Origin of the sequence: Agrococcus jejuensis, from assembly GCF_007679035.1 — a bacterium.
GTDB lineage: Bacteria > Actinomycetota > Actinomycetes > Actinomycetales > Microbacteriaceae > Agrococcus > Agrococcus jejuensis_A.
Genome location: NZ_VEFR01000001.1, coordinates 40,331 through 64,212 on the forward strand (window position 1 = coordinate 40,331; position 23,882 = coordinate 64,212).

23 protein-coding genes and 1 tRNA gene are annotated in these 23,882 nt (G+C 74.0%); 12 read left to right on the forward strand and 12 right to left on the reverse strand.

Annotated elements, in window-relative coordinates:
* Positions 1-63 precede the first annotated feature (63 nt).
* From FS793_RS00160 to FS793_RS00175, 4 genes are read left to right on the forward strand one after another with little or no spacing between them, the layout of a single operon-like run.
* Complete coding sequence (locus FS793_RS00160) at positions 64-273, forward strand: MbtH family protein (RefSeq protein ID WP_144717385.1); 210 nt, start codon at positions 64-66, stop codon at positions 271-273.
* Positions 270-1,268 carry an ATP-binding cassette domain-containing protein gene (locus FS793_RS00165; protein ID WP_144717387.1) on the forward strand — a complete coding sequence of 333 codons (999 nt, stop codon included), beginning with the start codon at positions 270-272 and terminating at the stop codon, positions 1,266-1,268. The genes FS793_RS00160 and FS793_RS00165 overlap by 4 nt, the downstream gene beginning before the upstream one ends.
* On the forward strand, positions 1,265-2,062 hold the full coding sequence (locus FS793_RS00170; RefSeq protein WP_144717389.1) for an ABC transporter permease: 798 nt from the start codon (positions 1,265-1,267) through the stop codon (positions 2,060-2,062). The genes FS793_RS00165 and FS793_RS00170 overlap by 4 nt, the downstream gene beginning before the upstream one ends.
* Complete coding sequence (locus FS793_RS00175; protein WP_144717391.1) at positions 2,059-2,844, forward strand: 4'-phosphopantetheinyl transferase family protein; 786 nt, start codon at positions 2,059-2,061, stop codon at positions 2,842-2,844. Before FS793_RS00170 ends, FS793_RS00175 begins: the two co-directional genes overlap by 4 nt.
* A gap of 17 nt (positions 2,845-2,861) precedes the next feature.
* Here FS793_RS00175 and FS793_RS00180 read toward each other — a convergent pair whose 3' ends face one another.
* The gene (locus FS793_RS00180; RefSeq protein WP_144717393.1) at positions 2,862-3,425 is read right to left on the reverse strand and encodes a hypothetical protein; all 564 of its coding nucleotides are present in this window, start codon (positions 3,423-3,425) and stop codon (positions 2,862-2,864) included.
* A gap of 43 nt (positions 3,426-3,468) precedes the next feature.
* Here FS793_RS00180 and FS793_RS00185 point away from each other — a divergent pair, with 43 nt between their 5' ends.
* From FS793_RS00185 to FS793_RS00200, 4 genes are all read left to right on the forward strand, one after another.
* Positions 3,469-4,971, forward strand: coding sequence for a S10 family peptidase (locus FS793_RS00185; RefSeq protein WP_144717395.1), 1,503 nt, complete (start codon positions 3,469-3,471; stop codon positions 4,969-4,971).
* Between the two features lie 205 nt (positions 4,972-5,176).
* On the forward strand, positions 5,177-5,689 hold the full coding sequence (locus tag FS793_RS00190; RefSeq protein WP_144717397.1) for an NUDIX domain-containing protein: 513 nt from the start codon (positions 5,177-5,179) through the stop codon (positions 5,687-5,689).
* 158 nt (positions 5,690-5,847) lie between these two features.
* Positions 5,848-5,921: transfer RNA gene (locus tag FS793_RS00195), tRNA-Pro, on the forward strand.
* A 124-nt stretch (positions 5,922-6,045) separates the two neighbouring features.
* Positions 6,046-6,957, forward strand: a complete 912-nt coding sequence (locus FS793_RS00200) for an oxygenase MpaB family protein (RefSeq protein WP_144717399.1) — start codon at positions 6,046-6,048, stop codon at positions 6,955-6,957.
* Between the two features lie 20 nt (positions 6,958-6,977).
* Here the strand turns inward: FS793_RS00200 and FS793_RS00205 are convergent, their stop codons facing one another.
* The 8 genes from FS793_RS00205 to otnK all read right to left on the reverse strand — a co-directional run bounded on the left by FS793_RS00205 (position 6,978) and on the right by otnK (position 15,368).
* Positions 6,978-7,946: an NAD-dependent epimerase/dehydratase family protein gene (locus FS793_RS00205; RefSeq protein WP_144717400.1), complete on the reverse strand. Its 969-nt coding sequence runs from the start codon at positions 7,944-7,946 to the stop codon at positions 6,978-6,980.
* Positions 7,943-10,618: an alpha/beta fold hydrolase gene (locus FS793_RS00210; protein WP_144717403.1), complete on the reverse strand. Its 2,676-nt coding sequence runs from the start codon at positions 10,616-10,618 to the stop codon at positions 7,943-7,945. The genes FS793_RS00205 and FS793_RS00210 overlap by 4 nt, the downstream gene beginning before the upstream one ends.
* Positions 10,619-10,649: 31 nt before the next feature.
* Complete coding sequence (locus tag FS793_RS00215) at positions 10,650-11,672, reverse strand: 3-oxoacyl-ACP synthase III (protein WP_440130430.1); 1,023 nt, start codon at positions 11,670-11,672, stop codon at positions 10,650-10,652.
* Positions 11,673-11,774: 102 nt separating this feature from the next.
* Complete coding sequence (locus FS793_RS00220) at positions 11,775-12,104, reverse strand: glutaredoxin family protein (RefSeq protein WP_144717407.1); 330 nt, start codon at positions 12,102-12,104, stop codon at positions 11,775-11,777.
* A 38-nt stretch (positions 12,105-12,142) separates the two neighbouring features.
* Positions 12,143-12,502: a DUF6804 family protein gene (locus FS793_RS00225; protein ID WP_144717409.1), complete on the reverse strand. Its 360-nt coding sequence runs from the start codon at positions 12,500-12,502 to the stop codon at positions 12,143-12,145.
* A 133-nt stretch (positions 12,503-12,635) separates the two neighbouring features.
* Positions 12,636-13,418, reverse strand: coding sequence for a DeoR/GlpR family DNA-binding transcription regulator (locus FS793_RS00230; protein WP_144717411.1), 783 nt, complete (start codon positions 13,416-13,418; stop codon positions 12,636-12,638).
* Between the two features lie 37 nt (positions 13,419-13,455).
* Entirely contained in the window at positions 13,456-14,136 is a 681-nt protein-coding gene (locus FS793_RS00235; RefSeq protein ID WP_260979945.1) for a class II aldolase/adducin family protein, read from the reverse strand.
* The gene (otnK, locus tag FS793_RS00240; protein ID WP_144717415.1) at positions 14,133-15,368 is read right to left on the reverse strand and encodes a 3-oxo-tetronate kinase; all 1,236 of its coding nucleotides are present in this window, start codon (positions 15,366-15,368) and stop codon (positions 14,133-14,135) included. The genes FS793_RS00235 and otnK overlap by 4 nt, the downstream gene beginning before the upstream one ends.
* A gap of 170 nt (positions 15,369-15,538) precedes the next feature.
* On the opposite strand from otnK, the gene FS793_RS00245 reads away from it, so the two are divergent.
* Positions 15,539-16,900 (forward strand): homoserine dehydrogenase, encoded by a 1,362-nt coding sequence (locus tag FS793_RS00245; protein WP_260979946.1) that lies wholly within the window; start codon positions 15,539-15,541, stop codon positions 16,898-16,900.
* 102 nt (positions 16,901-17,002) lie between these two features.
* A complete protein-coding gene (locus FS793_RS00250) occupies positions 17,003-18,319 on the forward strand; it encodes an SLC13 family permease (protein WP_144717419.1) in 1,317 nt (438 codons plus the stop codon).
* A 66-nt stretch (positions 18,320-18,385) separates the two neighbouring features.
* Here FS793_RS00250 and FS793_RS00255 read toward each other — a convergent pair whose 3' ends face one another.
* Positions 18,386-18,910, reverse strand: a complete 525-nt coding sequence (locus tag FS793_RS00255) for a hypothetical protein (RefSeq protein WP_144717421.1) — start codon at positions 18,908-18,910, stop codon at positions 18,386-18,388.
* A gap of 75 nt (positions 18,911-18,985) precedes the next feature.
* On the opposite strand from FS793_RS00255, the gene FS793_RS00260 reads away from it, so the two are divergent.
* Together FS793_RS00260 and FS793_RS00265 are read left to right on the forward strand one after the other, a co-directional pair.
* The gene (locus tag FS793_RS00260) at positions 18,986-19,444 is read left to right on the forward strand and encodes a GNAT family N-acetyltransferase (RefSeq protein WP_144717422.1); all 459 of its coding nucleotides are present in this window, start codon (positions 18,986-18,988) and stop codon (positions 19,442-19,444) included.
* A gap of 183 nt (positions 19,445-19,627) precedes the next feature.
* Complete coding sequence (locus FS793_RS00265; RefSeq protein ID WP_186329248.1) at positions 19,628-20,254, forward strand: TetR/AcrR family transcriptional regulator; 627 nt, start codon at positions 19,628-19,630, stop codon at positions 20,252-20,254.
* A 79-nt stretch (positions 20,255-20,333) separates the two neighbouring features.
* Here FS793_RS00265 and FS793_RS00270 read toward each other — a convergent pair whose 3' ends face one another.
* Together FS793_RS00270 and FS793_RS00275 are read right to left on the reverse strand one after the other, a co-directional pair.
* Positions 20,334-22,079, reverse strand: coding sequence for an ABC transporter ATP-binding protein (locus FS793_RS00270; protein WP_186329249.1), 1,746 nt, complete (start codon positions 22,077-22,079; stop codon positions 20,334-20,336).
* Entirely contained in the window at positions 22,076-23,782 is a 1,707-nt protein-coding gene (locus FS793_RS00275; RefSeq protein ID WP_144717428.1) for an ABC transporter transmembrane domain-containing protein, read from the reverse strand. Before FS793_RS00275 ends, FS793_RS00270 begins: the two co-directional genes overlap by 4 nt.
* Positions 23,783-23,882 lie beyond the last annotated feature (100 nt).

A 23,882-nucleotide genomic window follows, 5' to 3' on the forward strand; every position in this document is an offset into this window, starting at 1 on the left:
GGGGTTCCGAAGCACCGGCGAGGACAGCAGAGACACGACACCGACGTGAGCGAGGAGACTTCGATGACCAATCCATTCGACGATCAGGACGGCACCTTCCGGGTGCTCGTGAACGAGGCGAACCAGCACTCGCTGTGGCCCGAGTTCGCGGACGTGCCCAAGGGCTGGGTGGCCGTGTTCGGGCCGGCCTCGAAGGACGAGAGCCTCGCCTACGTGACGCAGCACTGGCTCGACGTCACGCCGGCCGTCGAGAGCGACCGCGTCGCCTCGTGATCTCGATCCAGGGCATCACCAAGCGATTCGGCGACCACCAGGCGCTCGCCGGCGTGGATCTCGAGGTGCCCGAGGGCTCCGTGCAGGGACTGCTCGGCCCGAACGGCGCGGGCAAGACCACGACGGTGCGCGTGCTGACGACGCTGCTCGACCCCGACGCGGGCGAGGCGATCGTCGCAGGGCACTCGGCCATCACCGAGGGCCACGAGGTGCGTCGTCGGCTCGGCGTCTCGGGGCAGTACGCCGCGGTCGACGAGAAGCTGACCGGGTTCGAGAACCTCACGATGGTGGGCGAGCTCTACGGCATGCGTCGTCGCGAGGCGAAGGCACGGGCGCGCGAGCTGCTGCGCGACTTCCGTCTCGACGACGTGGGCGACGCGCGCCGCGCCGGCCAGTACTCCGGCGGCATGCGCCGTCGGCTCGATCTCGCGGGCGCCATCGTCGCCCGACCTCCCGTCGTGATCCTCGACGAGCCGACGACGGGCCTCGACCCGCGCGGTCGCCGCGACACGTGGGATGCGATCGAGTCGCTCGCCTCAGGCGGCACGACGGTGCTGCTCACGACGCAGTACCTCGAGGAGGCCGACCAGCTGGCCGACTCCATCGCGGTCATCGACGCGGGCCGCATCATCGCGGAGGGCACGGCCACCGAGCTCAAGGCGCAGGCGGGCGGTGCACGCATCGACGTCGTGCTGGCGCCCGGCGCCGACGCGACCGCCGCGCTCGCAGCCGTGCGCTCCACGGGCCACGACGCCGACCTCGACGAGCGCGCCCGCCGCCTCACCGGCGCCGCGGCCGACGGCAGCGACGGCCTCGTCGCCGTGCTGCGCGCACTCGAGCAGGCGGGCGTCGCCGTGTCCGAGGCCGCCCTGCGGCAGCCGACGCTCGACGAGGTGTTCCTGCGGATCACGGGCCTGCCCGCAGTGGAGGAGCCCTCCGAGGCAGGCGGCGCGCCCACCGACCGCGCCGCAGCGTCCGAGGAGGTGGCCGCATGAGCATCGCAGGCGCCATCCGCGATGGCGGCATCGTCGCGCGTCGCAACATCCTCGGCGTACGCCGCACGCCCGGTGCGCTCGTCACGGGCGTCGCGCAGCCCATCATCTTCGTGCTCATCCTCGCCTTCGTGTTCGGCGGGGCGCTCGGCGGCGACGACTACCGCCAGTTCCTCATCGGCGGCATCCTCGCCCAGACGCTGACGTTCAACTCGTCGTTCACCGCGGTGTACCTCGCGAAGGACCTGCAGACGGGGCTCATCGACCGCTTCCGAGCGTTGCCGATGTCGCGCGTCGGCGTGATCCTGGGCCGCACGACCTCCGATCTCGTGACGAGCGTCATCTCGATCCTCGTCATCGTCGCGTGCGGGTTCGCGATCGGCTGGCGGCTCGAGTCGAACGTCCTGCAGATCGTCGTGGTCTTCCTGCTGCTGCTGCTCTACGCGTTCGCGATCTCGTGGATCGGCGCGTTCATCGCCATGACGGCGCGCAGCGTCGAGGTGGCGCAGAGCCTCGGCCTGCTGTGGCTCTTCCCCGTGTGCTTCATCTCGGGCGCGTTCGTGTCGGCCGACATGCTGCCGGGACCGCTGCGCGTCATCGCGGAGTGGAACCCGGTGACGGCGGTCGCGACGGCCGTGCGGCAGGGCTTCGGCAACGAGGCGCCTGCCGGATTCGCGACGGCGGGCGGCTGGCCGGCCGACAACGCGCTGCTGTACGCCTTCCTCTGCTGCGTCGCGATCATCGCGATCTTCGCGCCGATCGCCGTGACCCAGTACCGGAGGATCAGCAAGCGGTGATCGACGTCCTGGCGGCCTCGGTCGACGACGTGCATGCGCTCGCCGACCGGGTCGCGCACGCCCTGCCCGGCTCGGGTCTCGGCGCGCAGCGGCTCGTGTCGGATCGCGATCGGGTCGCCGCCGGAGCACGACTGCGCACGGAGGACTCGCGGCGCACCCTCGCGGGGCGGGCTGCGCTGCGCATGCTCGTCGCAGCGCGCACGGGCCGCCCGGTGCGCGAGGCGGGCGCGCTCGCGATCGACCGTACGTGCTCCCGCTGCGGCGAGCAGCACGGGCAGCCGCGCGTCGAGGGCCTGTCGGTCTCGTCGTCGACGTCGGGGCCGTACGTGCTCGTCGCCGTGGGCGACGCCGACGCCCTCGTCGGCGTCGACGTCGAGGTCGTGCCCGACGAGCTCTGGACGGGCTTCGACGCGTACGCGCTGCATCCCGACGAGCGCGCGTCGATGCCCGACGGCCCCGACGGCGTCTCGCACCGCATCCGCGCGTGGGCGCAGAAGGAGGCGGTGCTCAAGGCCGTCGGCCTCGGGCTGCGTGCCGCTCCGGCGCGCCTGCGCATCTCGGCCGTCGAGACGCCGGGCGCGTGGCCCTCGGGTGCCGGCATGCTCGATCCGGGCGCATGGCGCCCGGTCGCGACCACGCAGGTGCGCGAGGCTGCCGGCTCGTGGGTCACGTCGCTCGACGCGGCCGACGACGCCTGGTGGATGCTCGCGGCGGCGACGCCGCAGCCCATCCGTCGATGGACGCTCGACGACCTGGCTGCCGCGCACCCGTCCGCTGCGTAGCCGGGGCGCCGACGGCCTCAGCCGCCGCTGCAGGCGACGTCGAGGTCGGGGTTGAGGCCCACCTCCACGCGCAGGGTCGCGCTGTCGATGCCATCGAGCGGCGACTGGTCGAGCACGACGGCGGCGAGCGCGTCGCCGTCGACGTCGGCGAGCAGCAGCGCGTCCGCGTAGGCCTGCAGGTCGGTCGAGAGCCGCGTGCGCAGCTCGAGGCTGGCGTCCGACCACTCGATCCAGTCGGCGAGCATGCGCTCCGCAGCGTCGCTCGCGGCTGCCGCAGTGGTCGTGCGCGCCGGCCCGAGGCCCGTGGCGGCGGCGTCGCCGGCGCTGAGGAGCAGCGCATCCTCGAGCACGAGCGTGGGGCAGAAGGCGAGGATGTACTGGGTCGACGCGTCGGGGTCGCGATCCCCGCCCTGCTCGGGCTCGCCGGTGGTGGTCGGGTCGGTGGATGCGACGGGGCTCGGCGACGCGTCGACGGGCGCCGGGTCGGTCGAGGGGCCGGCGTCGCCTGCCGACGTCGCACAGCCCGCGAGGGCGACGCACGAGACGACTGCGACGAGCAGGCCGAGGCGACGAGAGCGCATGCGGCCACGCTAGGTCGAGTCGCTGGGAGTAGCGTTGCAGGGGATGAGCGACGACGCCCCGAAGCCCGAGACCGCATCCGCCACCACCGCATCCGCGCCCTCCGATGCGCCTGCGCCCCCGAAGGTCGTCGACGAGCTCGTCACGACGCAGCACACGCTCTCGACGCCGCACGGCGACCTCGCGTACACGGCGAAGGCCGGTCGCGTCGTGCTGTACGCCGACGAGGTCGAGGACGGCACGCGCAAGGGCCGCGTCGCGAAGGCGCAGGTGGGCGTGACGGCCTACACGCTCGACGGTGCCGACCCGCTGACGCGCCCGGTGACGTTCGCGTTCAACGGCGGCCCGGGCTCGGCGAGCGTGTGGCTGCACATGGGCGTGCTCGGCCCGCGCCGCGTCGTCATGGGCGACGCCGGCGACCTGCACGCGCCGCCCTACGGCATCGCCGACAACGTCGAGACGCTGCTGCACGTCTCCGACCTCGTGCTCATCGACCCCGTGTCGACAGGGCACTCGCGCGTCGTCGACGGCGGTTCGGCGAAGGACTTCCACGGCTTCACCGCCGACGTCGAGTCGGTCGGCGAGATCATCCGCCAGTGGGTCACGGCCGAAGGGCGCTGGCTGTCGCCGAAGCTGCTCGCGGGGGAGTCGTACGGCACCACGCGGGCGTCGGCGCTCGCCGAGCACCTGCAGGGCTCGGGCATGTACCTCAACGGGCTCATGCTCATCTCGGCGGTGCTGAACTTCGCGGTGCACGACTTCAAGCCCGGCAACGACGCCGCGTACCCGCGGTTCCTGTCGTTCTACGCGGCGACGGCGCACTTCCACGGCAAGCACCCCGGGCGCACGCTGCAGGAGGTCGTGGCGGAGGCCGAGGCGTATGCCGAGCGCGACTACCCGTACGTGCTCGCGCGGGGCTCGCGGCTGTCCGCGTCGGAGCGTGCGGAGGCCGTCGCGACGCTCGCTCGGCTCACGGGGGTGTCGGAGGACTACGTGTCGCGCGCCGACCTGCGCCTCGAGCACTGGCGGTACTTCGGCGAGCTGCGTCGCGACGAGGGCCTCACGGTGGGCCGCATCGACTCGCGCTTCACGGACTACGCCGCGTCGGGCATCGCCGAGCACCAGGATGCCGACCCGTCGATCGACGCGATCCTCGGCCCGTACTCGGCGACGTACCAGCACTACCTCCGCGCCGAGCTGGGCGTCGAGGACGCATCCCCGTTCCACGTGTTCGGGCCGGGCGTGAACCAGGAGTGGTCGTACAAGGAGTTCGAGAACACGTCGGTGACGGTGCTCGACCGCCTGTCGCGGGCGATGCGGCAGAACCCGCACCTCAAGGTGCACGTGGCGTTCGGCTACTACGACGGCGCGACGCCGTTCGGCTGCGCCGAGGACGACCTGGCGCACCTGCAGATCCCCGAGGCGCTGCGCGAGAACGTCGAGCGGCGCTACTACGAGGCCGGCCACATGATGTACGTGCACGAGCCCTCGCGCGTGCAGCAGGCGGCGGATCTCGCAGCGTTCGTACGGTCGGCGACGGCGCGCTGAGGCCCGCTGCGCCGATTGGCCACTTCGTGCGCCGATTGGCCACTTCCCGCGGTGATTGGCCACCTTCTGCGATCGAGTGGTCGCCTTCTGCGATCAGACCTCATCGACTGGCGCCAATGAGCGCCAATCGATCGGAGGCAATCGCAGAAGGTGGCCAATCGACGCGCGGGGTCACCGCGGGCGCGCTGGGCGATAGCGTCGGAGGATGACCGACCGCCCGCTGCCGCCCGCGCATCTGCGCGATCCGGCGAACCGCGATCCCGCGGATGCGTGGGTCGAGCTGCCCGACGGTCGTCGCTTCTGGGGGCTGGCCGGCGCTGCAGGCCTGCTCGTGTGGCTGCCCGACGAGGATGCGGTGCTGCTGCAGCTGCGCGCCGCGTGGGGCCACCACGGCGGCACGTGGGGGCTGCCGGGCGGCGCGCGCCACTTCGGCGAGCCCGCGCTCGACGGCGCGCTGCGCGAGGCGGCCGAGGAGGCGTCCGTTCCGCGCGACGCCCTCGAGGTGCTCTTCGACCACGTGCTCGACCTCGACGTGTGGTCGTACACGACCGTCGTCACCCGTGCGACGCGCCGGTTCGAGCCGGTGATCGGTGACGCGGAGTCGGATGCCCTGCGCTGGGTGCCCATCGCCGAGCTCGATGCGCTCGAGCTGCACCCCGGATTCGCCGCCGCGTGGCCGGGGCTGCTCGCCGACCTGCGCGCTCGCACGGCTGCGTGACCCTCTTCGCGTCACCCGGCCCCGGAGATCCGCCACTCCTGACCCGTTCGACGCCACTCCTGACCCGATCGACGCCACTCCCGGCCCGCTCCGTGTCACGGGCGACCCTCGGAAGCCGCTAGACTCACCAAGGCCCGATCGCGAGATGGGGCAAGCCACGGGCTGTGGCGCAGCTTGGTAGCGCACTTGACTGGGGGTCAAGGGGTCGCAGGTTCAAATCCTGTCAGCCCGACGGTGGAAGCCCCGATGCGGATCGCATCGGGGCTTCGTCGTGTCCGGGCTCGGCGCGGGCGAACGGCCCGAACGCGCGTGCCACCCGTGGCGACGTCGCACCGCATCGGTGGCAGGCTGCAGGAGTGACGTCCGCCCCAGACCCGGCCCCCTCCTTCCTGCTGCGGATCCGTGCTCGCCTGCTCACCGCCCTCGCGGGCGACCCGACCGGGATGGCGCCCTACGTGCGAGCGATCGCGGAGGGCGACGACGGCGGCCACTTCGCCGAGGACGGCCCGGCGTGGACCGTGCACGCGGGGATGGGCACCCTGGTCGCCGGCATCCGTGCGCTGCTCCTCCAGGCGCTCCACCCGGGCGCGCTCGCCGGCGTCCATGACTGGTCGCGCTACCGCGAGGAGCCGATCGCGCGCCTCACGGGCACCGTCCGCTGGGTCATCACGCTCACGTACGGATCGAGGGCGCAGGCCGATGCCGAGACCGCCCGGGTCGGCCGGTACCACGGGCGGGTGCGGGGCGAGTACGTCGCCGGCGACGGCGCCGCACGCGCCTACAGCGCCGACGCCCCCGACCTCGTGCGATGGGTGCATCTCGCCTTCACGGACGCGTTCCTGCGCAGCCACGAGGCGTACGGGGGTGCGATCCCGGGCGGCCCCGACGCGTACGTCGCCGACTGGGCGACCGCCGGGCGTCTCATGCGCGTGACCGACCCGCCCGTCACCGAGGCCGCGCTGCGCGCCGAGATCGACGGCTTCTTCGATCGCGGCGAGCTGCGGCGCGACGAACGCGTCGACGACGTCGTGCGCTTCCTGCGCAAGCCCCCGTTCACGGGGCTCATGGGCGTCGCCTACCGCGTGCTGTTCGCCGCCGCCGTCGCGACGCTCCCGCCGCGCACGCGACGCATGCTCGGGCTGCGTCGGTCGTGGCTGCCGGTGCGGACGGCGACCCGCGTCATCCTCCGCGTGGCGGAACGGGCCCTGGGCTCCGGCCCTCGCGCGCAGGACATGGCGCGGCTCCGCCTGCGGCGGCTGGGGCTCTAGCGCCCGCGGATCGAGGCGGTTCAGCGCGCGCATGCCGCCGCGAGCCGCGCGAGGCCCTCGTCGAGCGACACGGTCGGCGTCCAGTCGAGCGCCTCGCGGATGGGGCGCTGGTCGAACCAGTGCGCCGTCGAGAGCTGCTCGGCGAGGAAGCGCGTCATCGGCGGCTCGTCGGCGCCCGGGCGCACGGCCCAGACGCGCTCGACGAGCGAGCCCGCCGCGCGACCGAGGCCGGCCGGGATGCTCCAGCGCGGCTCGCGCACGCCCGCGGCACGGCAGATGCCGGCCATGAGGTCGCCGACCGGCCGCGGCTCGCCGTTCGTGAGCACGAACGCGCGGCCGTGCGCGACGTCCGCTCGACGCAGCGCCGCCGCGATGCCCGAGGCGGCGTTGTCGACGTACGTCGAGTCGATGAGCGCCGTGCCGCCGTTCAGCAGGGGCAGGCGGCCGCGGCGTGCACGGTCGACGATGCGCTCGGTGAGCTGCGCATCCCCTGGCCCCCACACGAGATGCGGGCGGATGGCGACGACCGCCATCGAGGCGGAGTCGCGCGCGAGGGCGAGCAGCTCGGCCTCGGCCTTGGTGCGTGCGTAGTCGCCGCGCGCCTGCTCGGGGGAGGCGGGCTCTGCGCCCACGCCGACGAGCGCGGCACCCGCGTGCGCGACCGACGGCGACGAGACCTGCACGAATCGCGCGACCCCAGCGGCCGCGGCCGCGTCGAGCAGCGCACGCGTGCCCTCGACGTTCACGGCGCGGAACTCGGCCGGATCGCCCGCGAGCGACACCTTCGCCGCGAGATGCACGACGCCCTCGACGCCGTCGACGGCGCGGGCGATCGTCGCGGCATCCGTGAGCGACCCGAGCACGTCGGAGGCGCCCGCCACGCCCGAGCGGCGTCGCTGCAGCGTGCGGACCTCATGGCCGCCTGCGACGAGCTCGGCGGCGACCGCGCGGCCCAGGAATCCCGAGGCGCCCGTGACGAGCACGATCACGGCGCACCCACCCGCTCGCCCGCCAGCAACCGATCCGCCCACGCCGACAAGCGCGTGCGGTCGATCTTCGAGTTGTGGCGGATGTCGGTCGGCAGGCTCGGCACGGCGAGCACCGCGACGAGCGGCAGCGCCGTGCTCGCGCGCACGTCGGCGGCGACCGCCGCATCCGCGAGCCCGGCGCGGCGGGTGCCGGCCGTCGTCTCGACGACGGCGACCGCCTGCTGCAGCCCGTGCGGGCCGACGCCCACGACGGCGGCTCGGCGCACGCCGTCGACGCGCTCGACGTCCTGCTCGGCGCCCACGGGCGCGACGGGGCCGTCGGCGGTCACGAGCACGTGCGGCAGGCGTCCCTCGACCCAGAGCCGGCCCTCGGCGTCGAGGTGGCCCACGTCGCCGGTGCGGTGCCACCGTGCGCCGTCCGCCTCCGGGAGCGCATCCGTCGCGCGGGTCGCCGCACGATCGGTGAGCGCGAGCCGGTCGTAGCGCTGCTTCAGGTGCGGCGCCGACACGACGATCTCGCCGAGCACGCCCGGCTCGGCGCTCGGCGCACCCGACGCGATGCCGGCCGCGTCGAGCGCGCTCACGAGCACCCGATTCGTGCCGATCGGCAGGCCCACGCACACGCCCGCGTCGGGCTGCGACGCCGCGGCGCGGATGCCCTCGAGCGTCACGTCGGTCACGAGCAGGCACTCCGTCATGCCGTACGGCGTGTGCGGCGTCGCGTTCGGCATGAGCGCGCGCGCGGATGCGAGCAGATCGGGGGAGACGGGTGCGCCGGTGGAGAGGAACGTGCGGACGCCCGCGAGGTCCGAGCGGTCCGCAGCGGTGAGCGCGTCCGCCGTCGCGACGACGTTGAGGATCGCGGCGGGGGAGAGGAAGACGATCGACCCCCGCGATGCGCGCACCGCGGCCGCGACGGCACGCGCCGTGAGGGTGCGCGGCGACGAGACGTCCATGTCGGGCGTCGCCGAGCGGGTGCCCAGCGCGGGACCGAGCAGCGCGAACGGCGCGAATCCGGTGACGAGGCCCGAGTCCTCGTCGATCGCGAAGTGCTCGGCGAGCACGTCGCGCAGCGCCGAGAGCTGCCGATGCCGGTAGACGACGCCCTTCGCGGGGCCGGTCGAGCCCGAGGTGAAGAGGATCGCCGCCTCGTCGTCGGCTGCGGGCTCGGCGGGCAGCGGCGCATCCGCGCCGAGCGCGGCGACCTCGCCGAGCGAGTGCGAGACGCCGAGGGCGGCAGCGGCTGCGGCGGGCAGCCGGCGCGCCGAGATGCGCAGGCCCGGCCAGCCGAGCGCGCGCGCTGCCGCGAGGCCGGGGACCTCGCCGATGACGACGTCGGGCCACGCGCCGCGCACGGCGCGTGTCAGCCCGCGCACCCCGAGCCCCGCATCCGCCACGACGACGACGGCGCCGATGCGCAGGCACGCGTACAGCACGGCCGTGAGGGTCGGGCCGGGCGGCACGAGCAGCGAGACGCGATCGCCGCGACCCACGCCGATGCGGGCGAGCCCGGCGGCGATGCGGCGCACGCGGTCGTCGAGCTGCCGCCACGTCACCTCGCGCGGCGCGCTGCCGCCGCTCGTCGCCATGTCGATGACGGCGACGGCGTCGTCGTCGCGGCGCGCGTCGAGGCCGTGCCAGATGGGCACGAACGCGTCGGCCGAGCCCGCAGGCGCGTCCGCGCGGGCATCCGGGGCCGGTGCAGCATCCGCACCTTCGCCGAGGCGCTCCGCGAGCCAGTCGACGATCGCCGTCGCGACGGGCCGATCCTCGGCCACGAGGTGGCTCGCACCCTCGAAGCGATGCACGTCGGCGTGCGGCAGACGGTCGACGAGATCGTCGAGGTACCGGTCGGAGAAGATCGGGTCGCGCGGCCCCCACAGCATGAGCGCAGGCACGTCGAGCCGTGCGACGCCCGCGGCGATGCGATCGAGCTCGGCGCGCGACTCGTGGCGCTCGTCGGCCGGGATGTCGGCGACGAAGCCGCCGATGCCGCCGCGTCGCGCGGCCGTCGCGTACGGCGCCCGGTAGGCGGCGCGCACGTCGGGGGAGAGGGTCGGCGACGCGAGCGCGAGCGTCGTGTCGAGGAACGCCGTCGTGCCCACCGTCGAGGCGGCGAGCATGCCGCGGGCGCCCGCGAGTCGCAGCGGCGCCGGGATCGGCACGCCGCCCGGGTGGTGGATCGCGGTGTTCAGCAGCATGAGCCCGACGAGCGAGTCCGGGTGGTCGACGGCCCATGCCATCGACACGACGCCGCCCCAGTCGTGGCCGAGCGTCACGACGGGGCCGTCGAGGCCGATCGCGTCGGTGAGCGCCGCGAGGTCGGCGACGCGCTGCTCGAGCGGTCGGTGCAGGCCCGTGCGCTCCGACCAGCCCATGTCGAGCTGGTCGACCGCGACGACGCGCCACGCCGGCGCTCCCGCCTCGGCCGCGCGCACGGTCGCGGCGGCGACGTGGCGCCACAGGTACGACCACGTCGGGTTGCCGTGCACGGCGAGGATGGTGCCGACGATGTCGACTCGGCTCTCCTCGAGCACCGCGGCCGTGTCGAGGCAGTGCCACGAACGGGCCGTGCCGGCGTCGATGCCGCGACCGGGCACCTCCACGATGCGGCTCCAGCGCGGGTCGAGGCCCGGCAGGTCGGTCGGTGGACGCGAGGCGGCCTCCGTCATGCCGCGAGCCCGCGCCCGGTCGGCTGCCTCGTCACCACGCGAGCTCCAGCATCGCCGTGTTGAGCCCCGAGCCCACGCCCATGAGCAGCACGCGGTCGCCCTTCGCGAGCGTCGCCTGCTCCTCGACGAGCGTGATGGGGATGGATGCGGGGCCGACGTTGCCGAGGCGCTCGTACGTCGTGGGCACGCGCGAGCGGTCGAGCCCGGCGGCCTTCACGATCGCGTTCGTGTGCACCGACGACACCTGGTGGGTGATGTAGCGGTCCATGCGCGACCAGTCCCACTCGCTCGCCGCCTCCCTCCAGGCGGAGACGACGAGGTCGAGCCCGCCCTTCAGCAGCGCCTTGGCGTCGGTGAACATGCCGTCGACGCTGCCGACGCACAGCTCGTGGAACTGCGTCGCGGCGCGCGTGACGCCGCCGAGGATGCGGTGGGCGTCGGGGTGCTCGTCGCTGCGACCGAGCACGGCCGCCGCCGCGCCCGAACCGAGCGTGAGCGAGGCGAACTCGCTCATGAACGCCTCGCGGTCGCCGTCGGCGTCGACGAGTCGACGGATCGTGTTCGTCTGGATCTCGTCGGCGTCCTCGCCGTTCACGATCATCGCGTAGCGGATCTGGCCCGACTCGATCATCGTCGCGGCGAGGCTCAGGCCGCTCACGAAGCCGAGGCACGCGTTCGCGACGTCGAAGTTGATCGCCGACGACGGCAGCCCGAGACCGTGGTGCAGGCGGACCGCGACCGACGGCTCGAGGTGCGGCCTGGACACCGAGGTGTTGATGATGAGGCCGATCTGCGACGGATCGACGCCCGCCTCGGCGAGCGCTCGCCGACCCGCGTCGATGGTCGCGTCGTCGGAGGTCTCGCCCTCCGACCAGTTGCGTCGCTCGAGCACGCCGGCGACGCGTCGCAGCAGGCCCTTGCGCAGCCGCAGGCGCGTGAGCGCGGCCGCCAGTCGTCCCTCGATGTCGTCGGACGTGGTCACCCTGCTGGGCAGGGTGCTGGCGACGGACAGCAGGGAGACGTTGTCGAATCGGGTGGTGGCATTGCCGGCCACGGGACCTCCGTCGCGCGAGCGCGGCTCGCTCGCATGGTCAAGACCGACCATTTTACGCCTGTCCTCGTAGTCGTCTGCGCGCATGTGCCCTGTGCGAGGCCGTCATCGTCGCCGACGGGCGGGATGCTCGCTCGGCGCGAGCGCGCCGTCGACCGCGACGAGCACCTGCGGCACCGTCGGCACGCCCGCGGCGCGCAGCAGCTCGCGGCCGTCGGCGGCGCGCACGATCGTCGTCGGCGACTGCGTGATGACGTTGGCGTCGCCGAGCTCCGGCTCGAGCGCGAGGTCGTGCTCGACGACCGTCGCGCCGGGCACGAGGGCCGCCGCGCGGTCGAGCACCGCGCGCGTCTGGCGGCACGCACCGCAGAACGACGTCGAGAAGAGCTCGAGGCGCACGCCTGCGCCGAGCCGAGGCGAGGCGGGGGCATCCATGTCGGATGCAACCGCGCCGTGCCCGATGCGATTCCGCGTCACTCCTCGACGCGCTCCTTCACGAGCACGCCGATGGTGAGGAAGAGGAAGCCGGCGACGACGTGCGCGCCGATCCACCACGGCCCCTCCATCGGGAACGGGTAGAGCGGGTTCCACGCCACCGCGATCGCGGCGAGGAACGGGATCCACCACCACTGGCCCGCGCGACTCGCGAACACGGCGACGATGAGCGCGAGGATCGCCATCGCGAACAGCACGACGACGTGGATGCCCTGCCCCAGCAGGGCGGGGCCGACGAACGCCGCGACCGCACCGAGGATGCCAGGCGCGAGCGCGTTGCGCTGGAAGGCGGGAGCAGCGTCGCGGCCGCGAGCTGGGCGCGGGCGGGATGCGGGCATGGGTCCAGTCTCGCGCATGCGGTGTGGAGCTGGCGTCCTCGGCGGTGCTCCCTTCGAGGCTCGCTTCGCTCGCACCTCGAGGAGCGTTCCTGGGAGCGGTGATGCCCACGCGGAGGAGAGGGAGAGGACTTAGTCAGCCGGCGATGCGCAGGTCGACGCCCGCGTCGCGCAGGGCGGCGGCGTCCTCGGCGGCGAGCGACGCATCCGTCACGACCGAGTCGAGCTCGTCGAGCCGCAGCGCGCGGTACTTCGCGAACCGGCCGTACTTCGACGCGTCGGCGACGAGCACCGAGCGGTCGGCGACCGCGACGGCGGCGCGCTTCGCCTCGACCTTCGCCTCCACGGGCGTCGTGACGCCGTGCTGCAGGTCCCACGACGACGACGAGACGAAGGCCACGTCGATCGACAGCTCCTGCAGCACGAGCCGCGCGAGGCGTCCCATGGTCGAGAGGTTGGCGGTCACGACGCGGCCGCCCACCGAGATGAGGTCGATCGAGGGGTGGTCGAGGAACGCCTCGACCGTCACGAGGTCGTTCGTCACGACCGTGAGGTCGCGCACGTCCTGCAGGTGCGGGCGCATCGCCTGCATCGTCGTGCCCGCGTCGAGGTAGATCGTCATCGTGTCGTGCACGAGCGAGGCGGCCGCCGTGGCGACGGCATCCTTCGCCGCCACGTCGACGCCCGCCTTCACGGCGCGGCTCGGCTCGGCGAGCAGCCGTGGCGCGAGCTTCGCGCCACCGGGCGTCGCAGCGACGACACCCTGCTCCTCGAGCACGGCGACGTCGCGGCGCACCGTCATGTGGCTCACGCCCAGCAGCTCCGTGAGCTGCCGGAACGACAGCACGCGCTCGCGCTGCAGATGCTGCACGATCGTCTCGCGTCGCTGCTCGGGGATGAGCGGAGCGATCTCGGTCACCTGGCCACCCTTCGTCGGACGCACGCCGAGCCCCAGCCTACGAGCGGGAGGCGACGGCGTCGTCGCGCGACGCGGCGCCGTACGCGCCGGTCCACGGCATGCCCCAGCGGTCGGCGATCGCGCGCACGTGCTCGGGTGCGATGAGCGTGCGCTCGGCGCTCGCGGTGAGCAGGGCGATGCGGCACGCCTCCTCGAGCTCGATCGCGGCGCCGACGGCTGTCGGCAGGTCCTCGGCCGCCACGACGGCGCCGTGGTTCGCCAGCAGCGCGCCGCGGAACGGATGCGGGCACGCGGCCACGAGGTCGCCGAGCGCGGGGTCGCCGGGTGCGGCGAACGGCAGCAGCGGCACCTGGCCGACGCGCATGAGCACGTAGGGCGTGAGCGGCGGGATCGCGGACTCGTCGGACCACGGGGCGAGGCACGAGGCGGCGACGGCGTACGGGGAGTGCACGTGCACGATCGCCTGGAACGCCGCGTCGCGCGCGTACGTCGCGAGATGCAGCGGCACCTCCTTCGACGCCTTCGCGCCGCCGACGTGGGCGCCCGAGGCGTCGAGGATCGCCATCGACGACGCGTCGAGCGCGCCGAGGCTCGTGCCCGTGCCGGTCATGAGGATGCGGTCGCCGTCGCGCATCGACAGGTTGCCGGACGAGCCGGGGGAGAGGCCCGCCTCGACGAGCGCGCGGCCCGCGTCGATCAGCTGCTGCAGGGCGCTCACGCGAGGGCCTCCCATGCGGTCGAGAACAGGTCGGGGCCGCCGAAGTTGCCGCTCTTCAGCACGACGGCGACCTCGCGGCCGTCGGGCGTCGTGACGCCGCTCCAGCACACGCCGGGCGCGAGCTGCGGGCCGATGCGCAGCAGCCCGGCCTCGAGCGCCTGCACGACGGCGCCGCTCGTCTCGCCGCCGGCGACCACGATGCGGTCGACGTCGCCGGAGCGCACGACGCGGGCGACGAGGCCCGCGAGCACGTGCTCGACGGCGGCGGCAGATGCGCCGGTCGGGTCGGGGCGCACGTCGGCGAGCTCGCCGACGGAGTAGACGACCGGGAGCGCGGCGGCGGGGAGCGCACGCATCCATGCGGCGATGCGGTCGGCCTCGGCGTCGGCATCGGTCAGGGCCGCGTCGACGTCGACCTGCTGCATGGCGTGGCCTGCGGCCGCGGCCGCGGCGACCTGGCCGCGCGTCGCCTCGGAGGCCGAGCCGGCGACGACGAGCCGCCCGCCTGCGTACGCGGGCAACGGCGTGACGCCGTGCGCGCCGGTGGCGTCGATGCCGGCGCCGAGCGCCGCACCGCCCGAGAGCATGCGCAGGTGGCCGGTCGCGGCCGCGATCGTGCGCACGTCGTCGTCGGTCACGGCGTCGACGACGAGGTAGCCGGGGTCGGCGGCATCGATCGCGTCGCGCAGCATCGCGGCACCCTGGCGCACGACGTCGAGGCCGATCTCGCCCACGCGCGTCGGCGTCTGCGGCTGCAGCAGGTCGCGGATGCGCGACCGGGTCATGGGCGTGAGCGGGTGGTGCCGCATGGGGGAGTCCTCGAGCAGCGTGCCGTGCACGCGCAGCACGCCATCCGAGACCGTGCGGCCGTTGGCGGGGAACGACGGCACGACGACGGTGCGGTCGACGCCGAGGCGATCGCGCACGGCGTCGAGCACGGGGCCGATGTTGCCGCGATCGGTGGAGTCGAACGTCGAGCAGTACTTCACGTAGACGCGCTCGGCGCCCCAACCCAGCAGCCGATCGAGCGCCGCGGTGGAGTCGGCGACGGCCTGGTCGACGGGAGCGGTGCGCGACTTGAGCGCCACGACGACGGCGTCGACGCCCGCGAGCTCGGCGGCGTCGACGGGGCGGTCCTCGACGACGACGGCTGCGCGCAACCCGCGCGCCTGCAGCGTCGTGGCGAGGTCGGTCGCGCCGGTGAAGTCGTCGGCGACGGCTCCGATGTGCATGGGGCTCCTGCGGTCGGTGGCGGATGCGGCATCGACGCATCGCCGATGACCGAGCACCACTCTACGTGATGATCTGTGACGATTGTTGACAGGTTGTGAATCTGCGATACGGTTGGCGACGCTCGCCCTCGACGGCGACGCGAACGCTCGACGACGAATCAGGAACGATGGTGATCCGAAGCACAGCGCCACGGCGCAGCACGCCCATCCGCGTGGCCCTCACGGGTGCGAACGGCGGCTACGGCCGCACGCTGCTCGACCAGCTGCGGCGCCTGCCCGACATGGAGGCCGTGCAGCTCGTCGACCCCAACGTCGCAGGCGTCGGCCGCATGCTCGCCGACCTCGGCGTCGACCCCGCGCGCATCGCGACGCCCGCGACCGCCGACGAGACGGCCACGGCTGTCGCCGCCGGCCGCATCGCCGTGCTCGCGGACGGCGCCGCGATCGACTTCGCCTCGATCGACGTGCTCGTCGAGGCCACCGGCCGCATCGAGGCCGGCCACGGGTACGCCGACGCCGCGCTCGAGCACGACACCCACGTCGTCATGGTCTCGAAGGAGATCGAGTCGGTGGCCGGCGTCGCGCTCGCCGCGAAGGCCCGTGCGAAGGGCCTGCGATACCTGCCCGGCGACGGCGACCAGCCCGCCGACCTGCTGCGCCTCGTCGACTGGGTGCTCGCGGTCGGCTTCGAGATCGTCGCGCTCGGCAAGTCGAGCGAGTACGACCTGCGCTTCGACCCCGCGACGGGCGTCGTCGACCAGAACGGCGTGACGATCGACGCGCCCGGCCTCGCCGACCACCTGCTGCTCGGGCCCGACCTCCACGCCACGCTCGACGCTCGCGCGGTGCAGGTCGCGAGCCTCAAGCGCTCCGCCGCCGCCGACGCGTGCGAGATGAACGTCGTCTCGCTCTACACGGGCGCCGTCGCCGACGTCGAGTCCATGCACTACCCCGTCGTGCGTCCCGACGAGCTCGCCGACGTCTACGCGACGCGCGAGGCCGGCGGACTCGTCGGCCGCACCGGCGCCATCGACGTCTTCTCGATGCTGCGCCTGCCCGGCGAGGCCTCCTTCGCCGGCGGCGTGTTCGTCATCGTGCGCACCGGCGACCCCGTCACGTGGGACATCCTGCGCGGCAAGGGCCACGTCGTCTCGCGTACGGGCGACTTCGCCGCGATCTACTGGCCGTACCACTACATGGGCATCGAGACGCCGCTCTCGCTCGCCGCGGCCGTCGACGACACGTCGACGCTGCGCGAGCCGCGCCAGCACACGATCATGGCCGCGCGCTCGACCGGCGCGCTCGCGGCGGGCACGACCTTCCGCGTCGAGGGCCACCACCACGAGATCGCCGGCGTCGCGCCCGTGATCGTCGACCCGGATGCGGGCGAGATCGCGCCGTACTACCTGCTCTCGGGCGCGCACCTGGTGCGCGACGTCGCCGCTGGCGAGCTCGTGCAGCTCGCCGACCTCGACGACGTGCCGCAGGCCGCTCTCGAGGCGTATCGCGCCGGCCTCGCGCTCGGCGTCTAGCCCGCACCGCATCCACCCCATCCGCACCACCAGCACCGCACCGAGGAGATCGACGACGATGCACCTGCCCACCACCCCCGCGCACGAGACCGAGGCGACCGCATGATCGAGGTCATCGCCCTCGTCGTCCTCGTCGCCGTCTTCGCCGTCTCGGCCATCCGCGGCGTGCACATGGGCGCGCTCGCCTTCGTCGCCGCGCTGCTCGTCGGCGTCATCGTCGTCGGCGAGCCCCTCGACGACGTGCTCGGCGGATTCCCCGTCGACGCGCTGCTCATCCTGCTCGGCATCACCTACCTGTTCGGCATCGCCCGCACGGTGGGGGCCGTCGACTGGCTCGTCGACCGCTCGGTGCGCCTCATCGGCGATCGCGTCGCGCTCATCCCGTGGGCGATGCTGCTCGTCGGCACGCTCGTGGCCTGCCTCGGCACCTCGCACGCCGCGTTCACGATCGTGCCGATCGCGATGTCGCTCGCGCACAAGCACCGCATCCACTCGACGATGATGGGCATCTTCATGTCGTCGGCGATCGTCGGTGGCGCGCTCGCCCCGACGAGCATCGTCGGCATCACGGTCATGACGGTCGCGAGCACGGCGGACATCGCCTACAACCCGGCGCTCATGTTCGGCCTGTCGATCGGCATCAACCTGCTCGTGTCGACCGTCGCGTTCTTCATGTTCGGCGGCCGCGAGCTCATCGCCCGCAGCCGCGCCGCGAAGGCGGCCGCTGCCGACGACGCCCCGCTCGGCGCGGGCGGCGGCACCGCGGTGCAGACGCTCGTCGACACCGAGGCACCCGTGCTCACGCGCTACGGCGTGCTGACGCTCGTCGCGATCCCCGTGCTCATCGTCGGCTTCGTCGCCGTCACGATGCTCGACATCGACCTCAACCTCGGCGCCGTCGCGCTGACGCTCGCCGTGCTGCTCGCGTTCGTCGACCCCAAGGTCGGCAAGCAGGCGCTCGGCAAGATCGACTGGAACACGATCCTGCTGCTGGGCGGCATCATCACGTACGTCGGCGTGCTCACGCGCCTCGGCGCCATCGACCAGCTCGGCGAGGTCGCCCGCTCGGTGAGCATCCCGCTCGTCGCGGCGTTCGTCATGTGCGTCATCGCCGCCCTGGTGTCGGCATTCGCCTCCACGATCGGCATCATCGGCGCGCTCATCCCGCTCGCCGTGCCGCTGCTCGTGCCCGGTGGCGGCCTCGAGATGACGGGCTTCATCTACGCCCTCGCCATCTCGGCGTCGCTCGTCGACTGCGCCCCCTTCGGCACGACGGGGGCGACGATCGTCGCCTCGGGTCACGAGGACGACCGGCCGCGTCTCTACCGGCATCTCGCGACGTGGGGCCTGTCGATGGTGATCATCGGCCCGGCCGTCACGCTGCTGCTGTTCGTGGTGCCGTTCCTCGGATTCGGCTGACGCACGACACGTGCGACGCGGCGGTGCCCCTCGGGGTGCCGCCGCGTCGTCGTTCGCGTCGGCGGGTCAGTCGATCTCGACGGAGCCGAGCCACCGATCGAAGGTCGCCGCGTCGACCCCTCGGGTCAGCAGCATGATCGCGACGTCGTCGACGGCCGCCACCAGCACCTCGCGCGTCATGGTGCTGCACGAGTTCGTGCACTCCGTGTACGAGCTCGCGAAGCGATGCGCCTCCACGGCGCCCTCGACGTCGACGGGCACGGCGTCCACTGGCAGCGGGTCCTCGGGCCCCCATGTCGGCACGCGTCCGTTGAGCGCCTCCTCGTCGGGGCACGATGCCTCCGCCGTCGTCGTCATCGCCACGATGCGGCCGCGCGTCTCGTCGCCGAGGCTCACGGAGACCGACGAGGTCGCGCAGTCGACCTGCGTCGCCGGGTCGCCCACCTCGGCGGTCGGCGGCAGGTCCATGCGCACGACGTGCCCGTCGAGCTCGATCGTCACCTCGCGGTCGGGGATGGGCGGCGGCGCGACGATGCATCCGCCGAGCGCCAGCGCGAGGACGGCGGCGAGCAGGGCGGATGCGCGGCGCATGCCGTGCACGGTAGTCGCCGTGCCTGGATGCGCGACCCCTGCCGCGGGCCGGTGCGCCGGGCGTATGGTCGCCCCATGGTCGATGCGGATCCGCGCCTCGCGACCGTCGCCGATGCGCGCGACGTCGCTCGGCTGCTGCATGCGTTCAACGTCGAGTTCGACACCCCGACGCCGCGCGCCGAGGTGCTCGCCGAGCGGATCGCGTCGCTCGTCGAGCGCGACGACACGTTCGTGGTCGTCGCCGGCTCGCCGCCGAACGCCATCGGGCTCGTGACCCTGCGTCCCAACGTCTGGTCGGGCACCGTCGCGCTGCTCGACGAGCTGTACGTCGAGCCGGGTGCGCGCGGCCGCGGCATCGGTGCGCGCGTGCTCGCCCTCGTCGTCGAGGAGGCCGCCGGACGCGGTGCGACCGAGCTCGAGGTCGAGGTCGACGAGCCCGACGTCGATGCGCAGCGCTTCTACGAGCGCGAGGGTCTGCCGCTCGCCGACGCCGAGACCGGCGACCGAGCGTTCGTGGTGCGCCGAACGCTCTGACCAGGGGACGGCGTCCGTCCCCCGAACGAGCGCGACGGGGTGTCGCGATGCGACGATCGATCCGTGCTGCTCGACGACGACGATCTCGACGACGAGCTCGGTACGGATCCCGCCGGGGGACGGTTGACGGATGCGGCGTCACGCATGGCATCCACCGCTCGTCTCGGGTACGGAGGTCACACCGTGCCACGAACCATCACCATGACGCCCGACGTCGCCAGCGCCCCGCGCGCACCGCAGACCGCGGTCGCGGCCAGACGCGTCGCGCAGATCGTCGACGCCGCAGCAGGCATCGTCGCCGAGCGGGGCGCCGAGCGCCTCACGACCGCTGCGATCGCCCACGAGACGGGTCTCGCGATCGGCAGCGTCTACCGCTACTTCCCCGACCGCGTCGCGATCCTGGTCGAGCTGGGCCGCCGCAGCCGCGAGCGGCTGCACGAGCGTCTGCTCGTCGGCACGGTCATGGAGCAGCCGACGTTCGAGCAGGCGATCGACGCCTTCGTCGACACCGTCGCGCAGCACTACCGTGCCGAGCCCTCGGTGCGTTCGATCGGCATGGGCGACCGCATCGACCTCGGCGCCGATCGCGAGCACGTGCAGTGGACCGAGGTCGCATCGCCCGTCGTCGAGGCGCTCGTCCGCGACCACGGCGTGCCCGAGGCCCTCGCCGTCGTCGCGATCGACACCGCGGCGCCCATGGTCGACGCGCTCGTCGAGCTCGCGTTCCGCGACCACGCCGCGGGCGAGCCGACGTTCCTGCAGCATGCGCGCCTGGTCGCGCGCGGGTGCATCCGCCGCGTCGTCGGCTGACGCCACGCGCACGCCGGGCCCGAGGGATCGCCTCCCACGGGCCTGTCCGGCGTGCGCGCCGGGGCGAGCGTCGAGGGGATCAGCCGCGCTGCGACGACCATGCCGCCCACAGCGCGGCGTACGGACCGCCCGCGTGCGCGAGGTCGTCGTGCGCACCGTCCTCGACGATGCGACCGGCGTCGAGCACGAGGATGCGGTCGGCGTCGCGTGCCTGCGACAGGCGGTGCGCGACGGTGAGCACCGTGCGCCCTGCGAAGGCTCGCCTCGCGGCGAGCTCGAGCGCTCGCGCGTCGTGCGTGTCGGCGTCGGCGGTCGCCTCGTCGAGCACGACGATCGACGCGGGCGACAGCAGCACGCGCGCGAGCGCGATGCGCTGCGCGTCGACGGGCTCGACGTGCGCGTGGCCGTCGCCCACGAGCGCGTCGAGGTCGCCGATGCGCGTGCGCCACGCGGCGCCTGCGACGGCATCCATCGCGTCGACGAGCGCGGCGTCGTCGGCCCTCGGTGCCGCGACGAGCAGGTTGTCGCGCACCGAGCCCGAGAACACGTGCACGTCCTGCCCGACCATGACGACGCGCTCGGCGCGCGACGCCTCATCGAGCGTCGCGGGGTCGTGCCCCGCGACGGACACCGAGCCGGCTCGCGCGTCGAGCAGGCCGACGATCGCTCGCGCGAGCGTCGTCTTGCCCGCGCCCGACGAGCCGACGATCGCGACCCACTGGCCCTGCGGCACGTGCAGGTCGATCGCATGGAGCGCGTCCGGCCGGTCGGGGTAGCCGGCGCGCAGTCCCGCGACCGCGATGGCGGCGTCCGCGTCGGAGCCCTCGTCGACGGCGCGACCCCGGTCGGAGCGCGCCGAGCGCACGACGCCCACGATGCGTGCGAGCGCTGACGCCGCTGCCTGCAGGTCGTCGACGAGCATGACGAGCACCGCGAGGGGCCCGAAGAGCGCGAGGAAGAGCAGCGACGCCGTCGTGACCTCGCCGACGGTCACGGTGCCCGAGCCCGCGAGCCAGCCGCCCACCGCCAGGATCGACGCGAGCCCAGCAGCCTCGGCCATGTTCATGCCGAACCCGAGCCGTGCCTGCACGAGACGCGTGCGCAGCGCCCAGCGCAGCACCGTCCACGAGCGGTGGCCGATGCGCTCGCCTGCGGTCTCGGTCCATCCGTACGCCTGCAGCGTGGGCAGCGACCGCATCGCCGCGAGCATCTCGCGCGACCTGGCCGACACCGCGGCGCGCTCGGCGGCGTAGACCCGCGGTGCGCGGCGGATGTAGTGCCGCAACGCGATGGCGTGCACGGGCACGACGGCGAGCATCGCGACGAGCAGCAGCGGATGCAGCGCGGCGAGCCCGATGCCGGTCGCGACGACGGCGAGCAGCGAGCCGGCGAACGCGGGGATCGCCTCGGTCGTCACCTCGCCGACGGCCTCGACGTCGTGCGTCGTGCGAGCCACGAGCTCGCCGTCGGGGATCGTGTCGACGACGGCGGGGGAGAGCGACAGCGCCGCGTCGACGACGTCCTCGCGCAGGCGCGCGAGCGCGGTCTCGAGCACGAGGGCGAGCACGATCGCGCCCGCGGCGCCGAGCAGCGAGCCGCCGACGACGCCGATGACGATCAGGGCGATCGCCAGCACGGGATCGCCGCCGTCGACGACGACGTCGACGAGCATGCCGAGCCCCGTCGGCACGGCGAGGCCCGCCGTCGCGGTGCCGGCGAGCAGCACGAGCGCGCCCGCGAGCGTCCACGGGCGGCGGCACAGGATGCCCCACGCGAGCCGCGCGGTGTCGCGGCCGGAGGCGATCGGCAGGGTCGGCGCGCTCACGAGACGGCCTCGACGTAGGTCGTGCTCGACGCCATGAGCGCCTCGTGCCGGTCGGTGGCGGCGACGCGACCGTGCTCGAGCACGACGACGCGATCCGCGCGGGCGAGCAGCTGCGGCGTCGAGCACACGACGACGACGGCGCGGCCGGCGACGGCCTCGCGCATCCGCTCGGCGATGCGCAGCTCGGTGACGGCGTCGACGGCCGTCGTGGGGTCGTGCAGCACGAGCGCCGCCGCGGGCGCCGCGTACGCCCGGGCGAGCGCGAGGCGCTGGCGCTGGCCGCCCGAGAGCGCGCGACCGGACGGGCCGACGTCGGTCGCGGTGCCGCTCGGCAGGGCACGGAGGGCGTCGTCGAACGCCGACGCGGCGAGGGCCGGATGCGGGTCGCCCGTCGAGCGGCCGAGCACGTTGCGCGCGACGGAGCCCGCGATCGCGTGCGCGGCATGCGGTGCGGCGACGACGTGCTCGTGCCGGCGGCTCGCGGGCAGCGCCGCGAGGTCGTGACCGTCGACGTGCACGGAGCCGGCCGCGGGTGCGCGGGTGCCGCCGAGCAGCGCGACGAGCTCCGCCGCGGTCGGCGCGTCGGCGACGACGCCGACGACCTCGCCGGGCGCGACGTCGAGCGAGACGCCGCGCACGTGGTCGCCGACGACGTCGCGCAGGCGGATGCCGGTGCCGCGCGGCTCGACGGTGGCGTCGTCGGCCTCGTGCGCCGGCGGCGCGTGCAGCAGCGACAGCACGCGCGTCGCGGAGGCCGTCGCCCGCGCCCAGGTCGCGCCGACGTTGACGGCGAGCGCCTGCAGGGGACCCATGACGACCTGCACGACGCCGACGACCGTGATGAGCTGCCCGACGGAGATCGAGCCGCCGATCGCCATGACGACGGCGGCGATGCCGATGCCGGCGACGAACGCGCCCGTGGCGATGCGGGAGAGCGCGACGAACCACGCCTCCGTGCGGCGCGCGGCGATGGCGGCGTCGAGCGCACGGCTGCTCGCGGCGCGATAGCGCGCGCTCGCCTGCGCCGTCGCGCCGAGCGCCGAGAGCGTGCGGAAGCCGCCGATGACGTCGGCGGCGAGCGTCGCGGCATCGGCCGTCACCTGCTGCTCGGCCTCCGCCCGACGGCGCAGCGCGCGGCCCACGCGGTCGAGCAGCAGCAGGAAGATCGGTCCGCCCGCGATCACGGCGACGCCGAGCGGCCACGAGATGCCCACGAGCACGATGCCCGCGACGATCACGGCGGCGAGCTCGGCGATGGGGAAGACGAGCAGCATGACGCCGCCCGACACCGTCTGCACGTCGGTGCCGCCGATGCCGAGCAGCTCGCCGGCCGAGCGCGGTCGATCGCCGAAGCCGCGGGGGTCGAGCATGCGCCACGTCGTCCGCATGCGCAGGCCGTGATGCGCCTCCTCCATGCCTCGCAGGCCGAAGAAGATGCCGACCTGGAAGGCGAGCGCGAGCGTGAGGAACACGCCCACGAGCACGCCGATCCACGTCCACAGGGCTACCGGGTCGTGCGCCACGATGCCGCGATCGATGACGAGGCCCACGACCACCGGCACGGCGATCTCGCACACCTGGTGCACCGCGATGCCCGCGAGGCCGGGCAGCACGCGCCGCCAGGCGCCCACGGCGGTGCCGGCGACGAGTCGACGAGGTCCCGCGGAGCGCGATGGCGGGGATGCGGCGGCGCGCGCGGACATGACGGGACCTTCCGGGATGGGGGTGGGCCTGTGCGCGGGGCGCGACCGGGCCGTGGAAAGGGTACCCTTACCTGCTCCCTCCGCGCACCGTGCTAGCGTC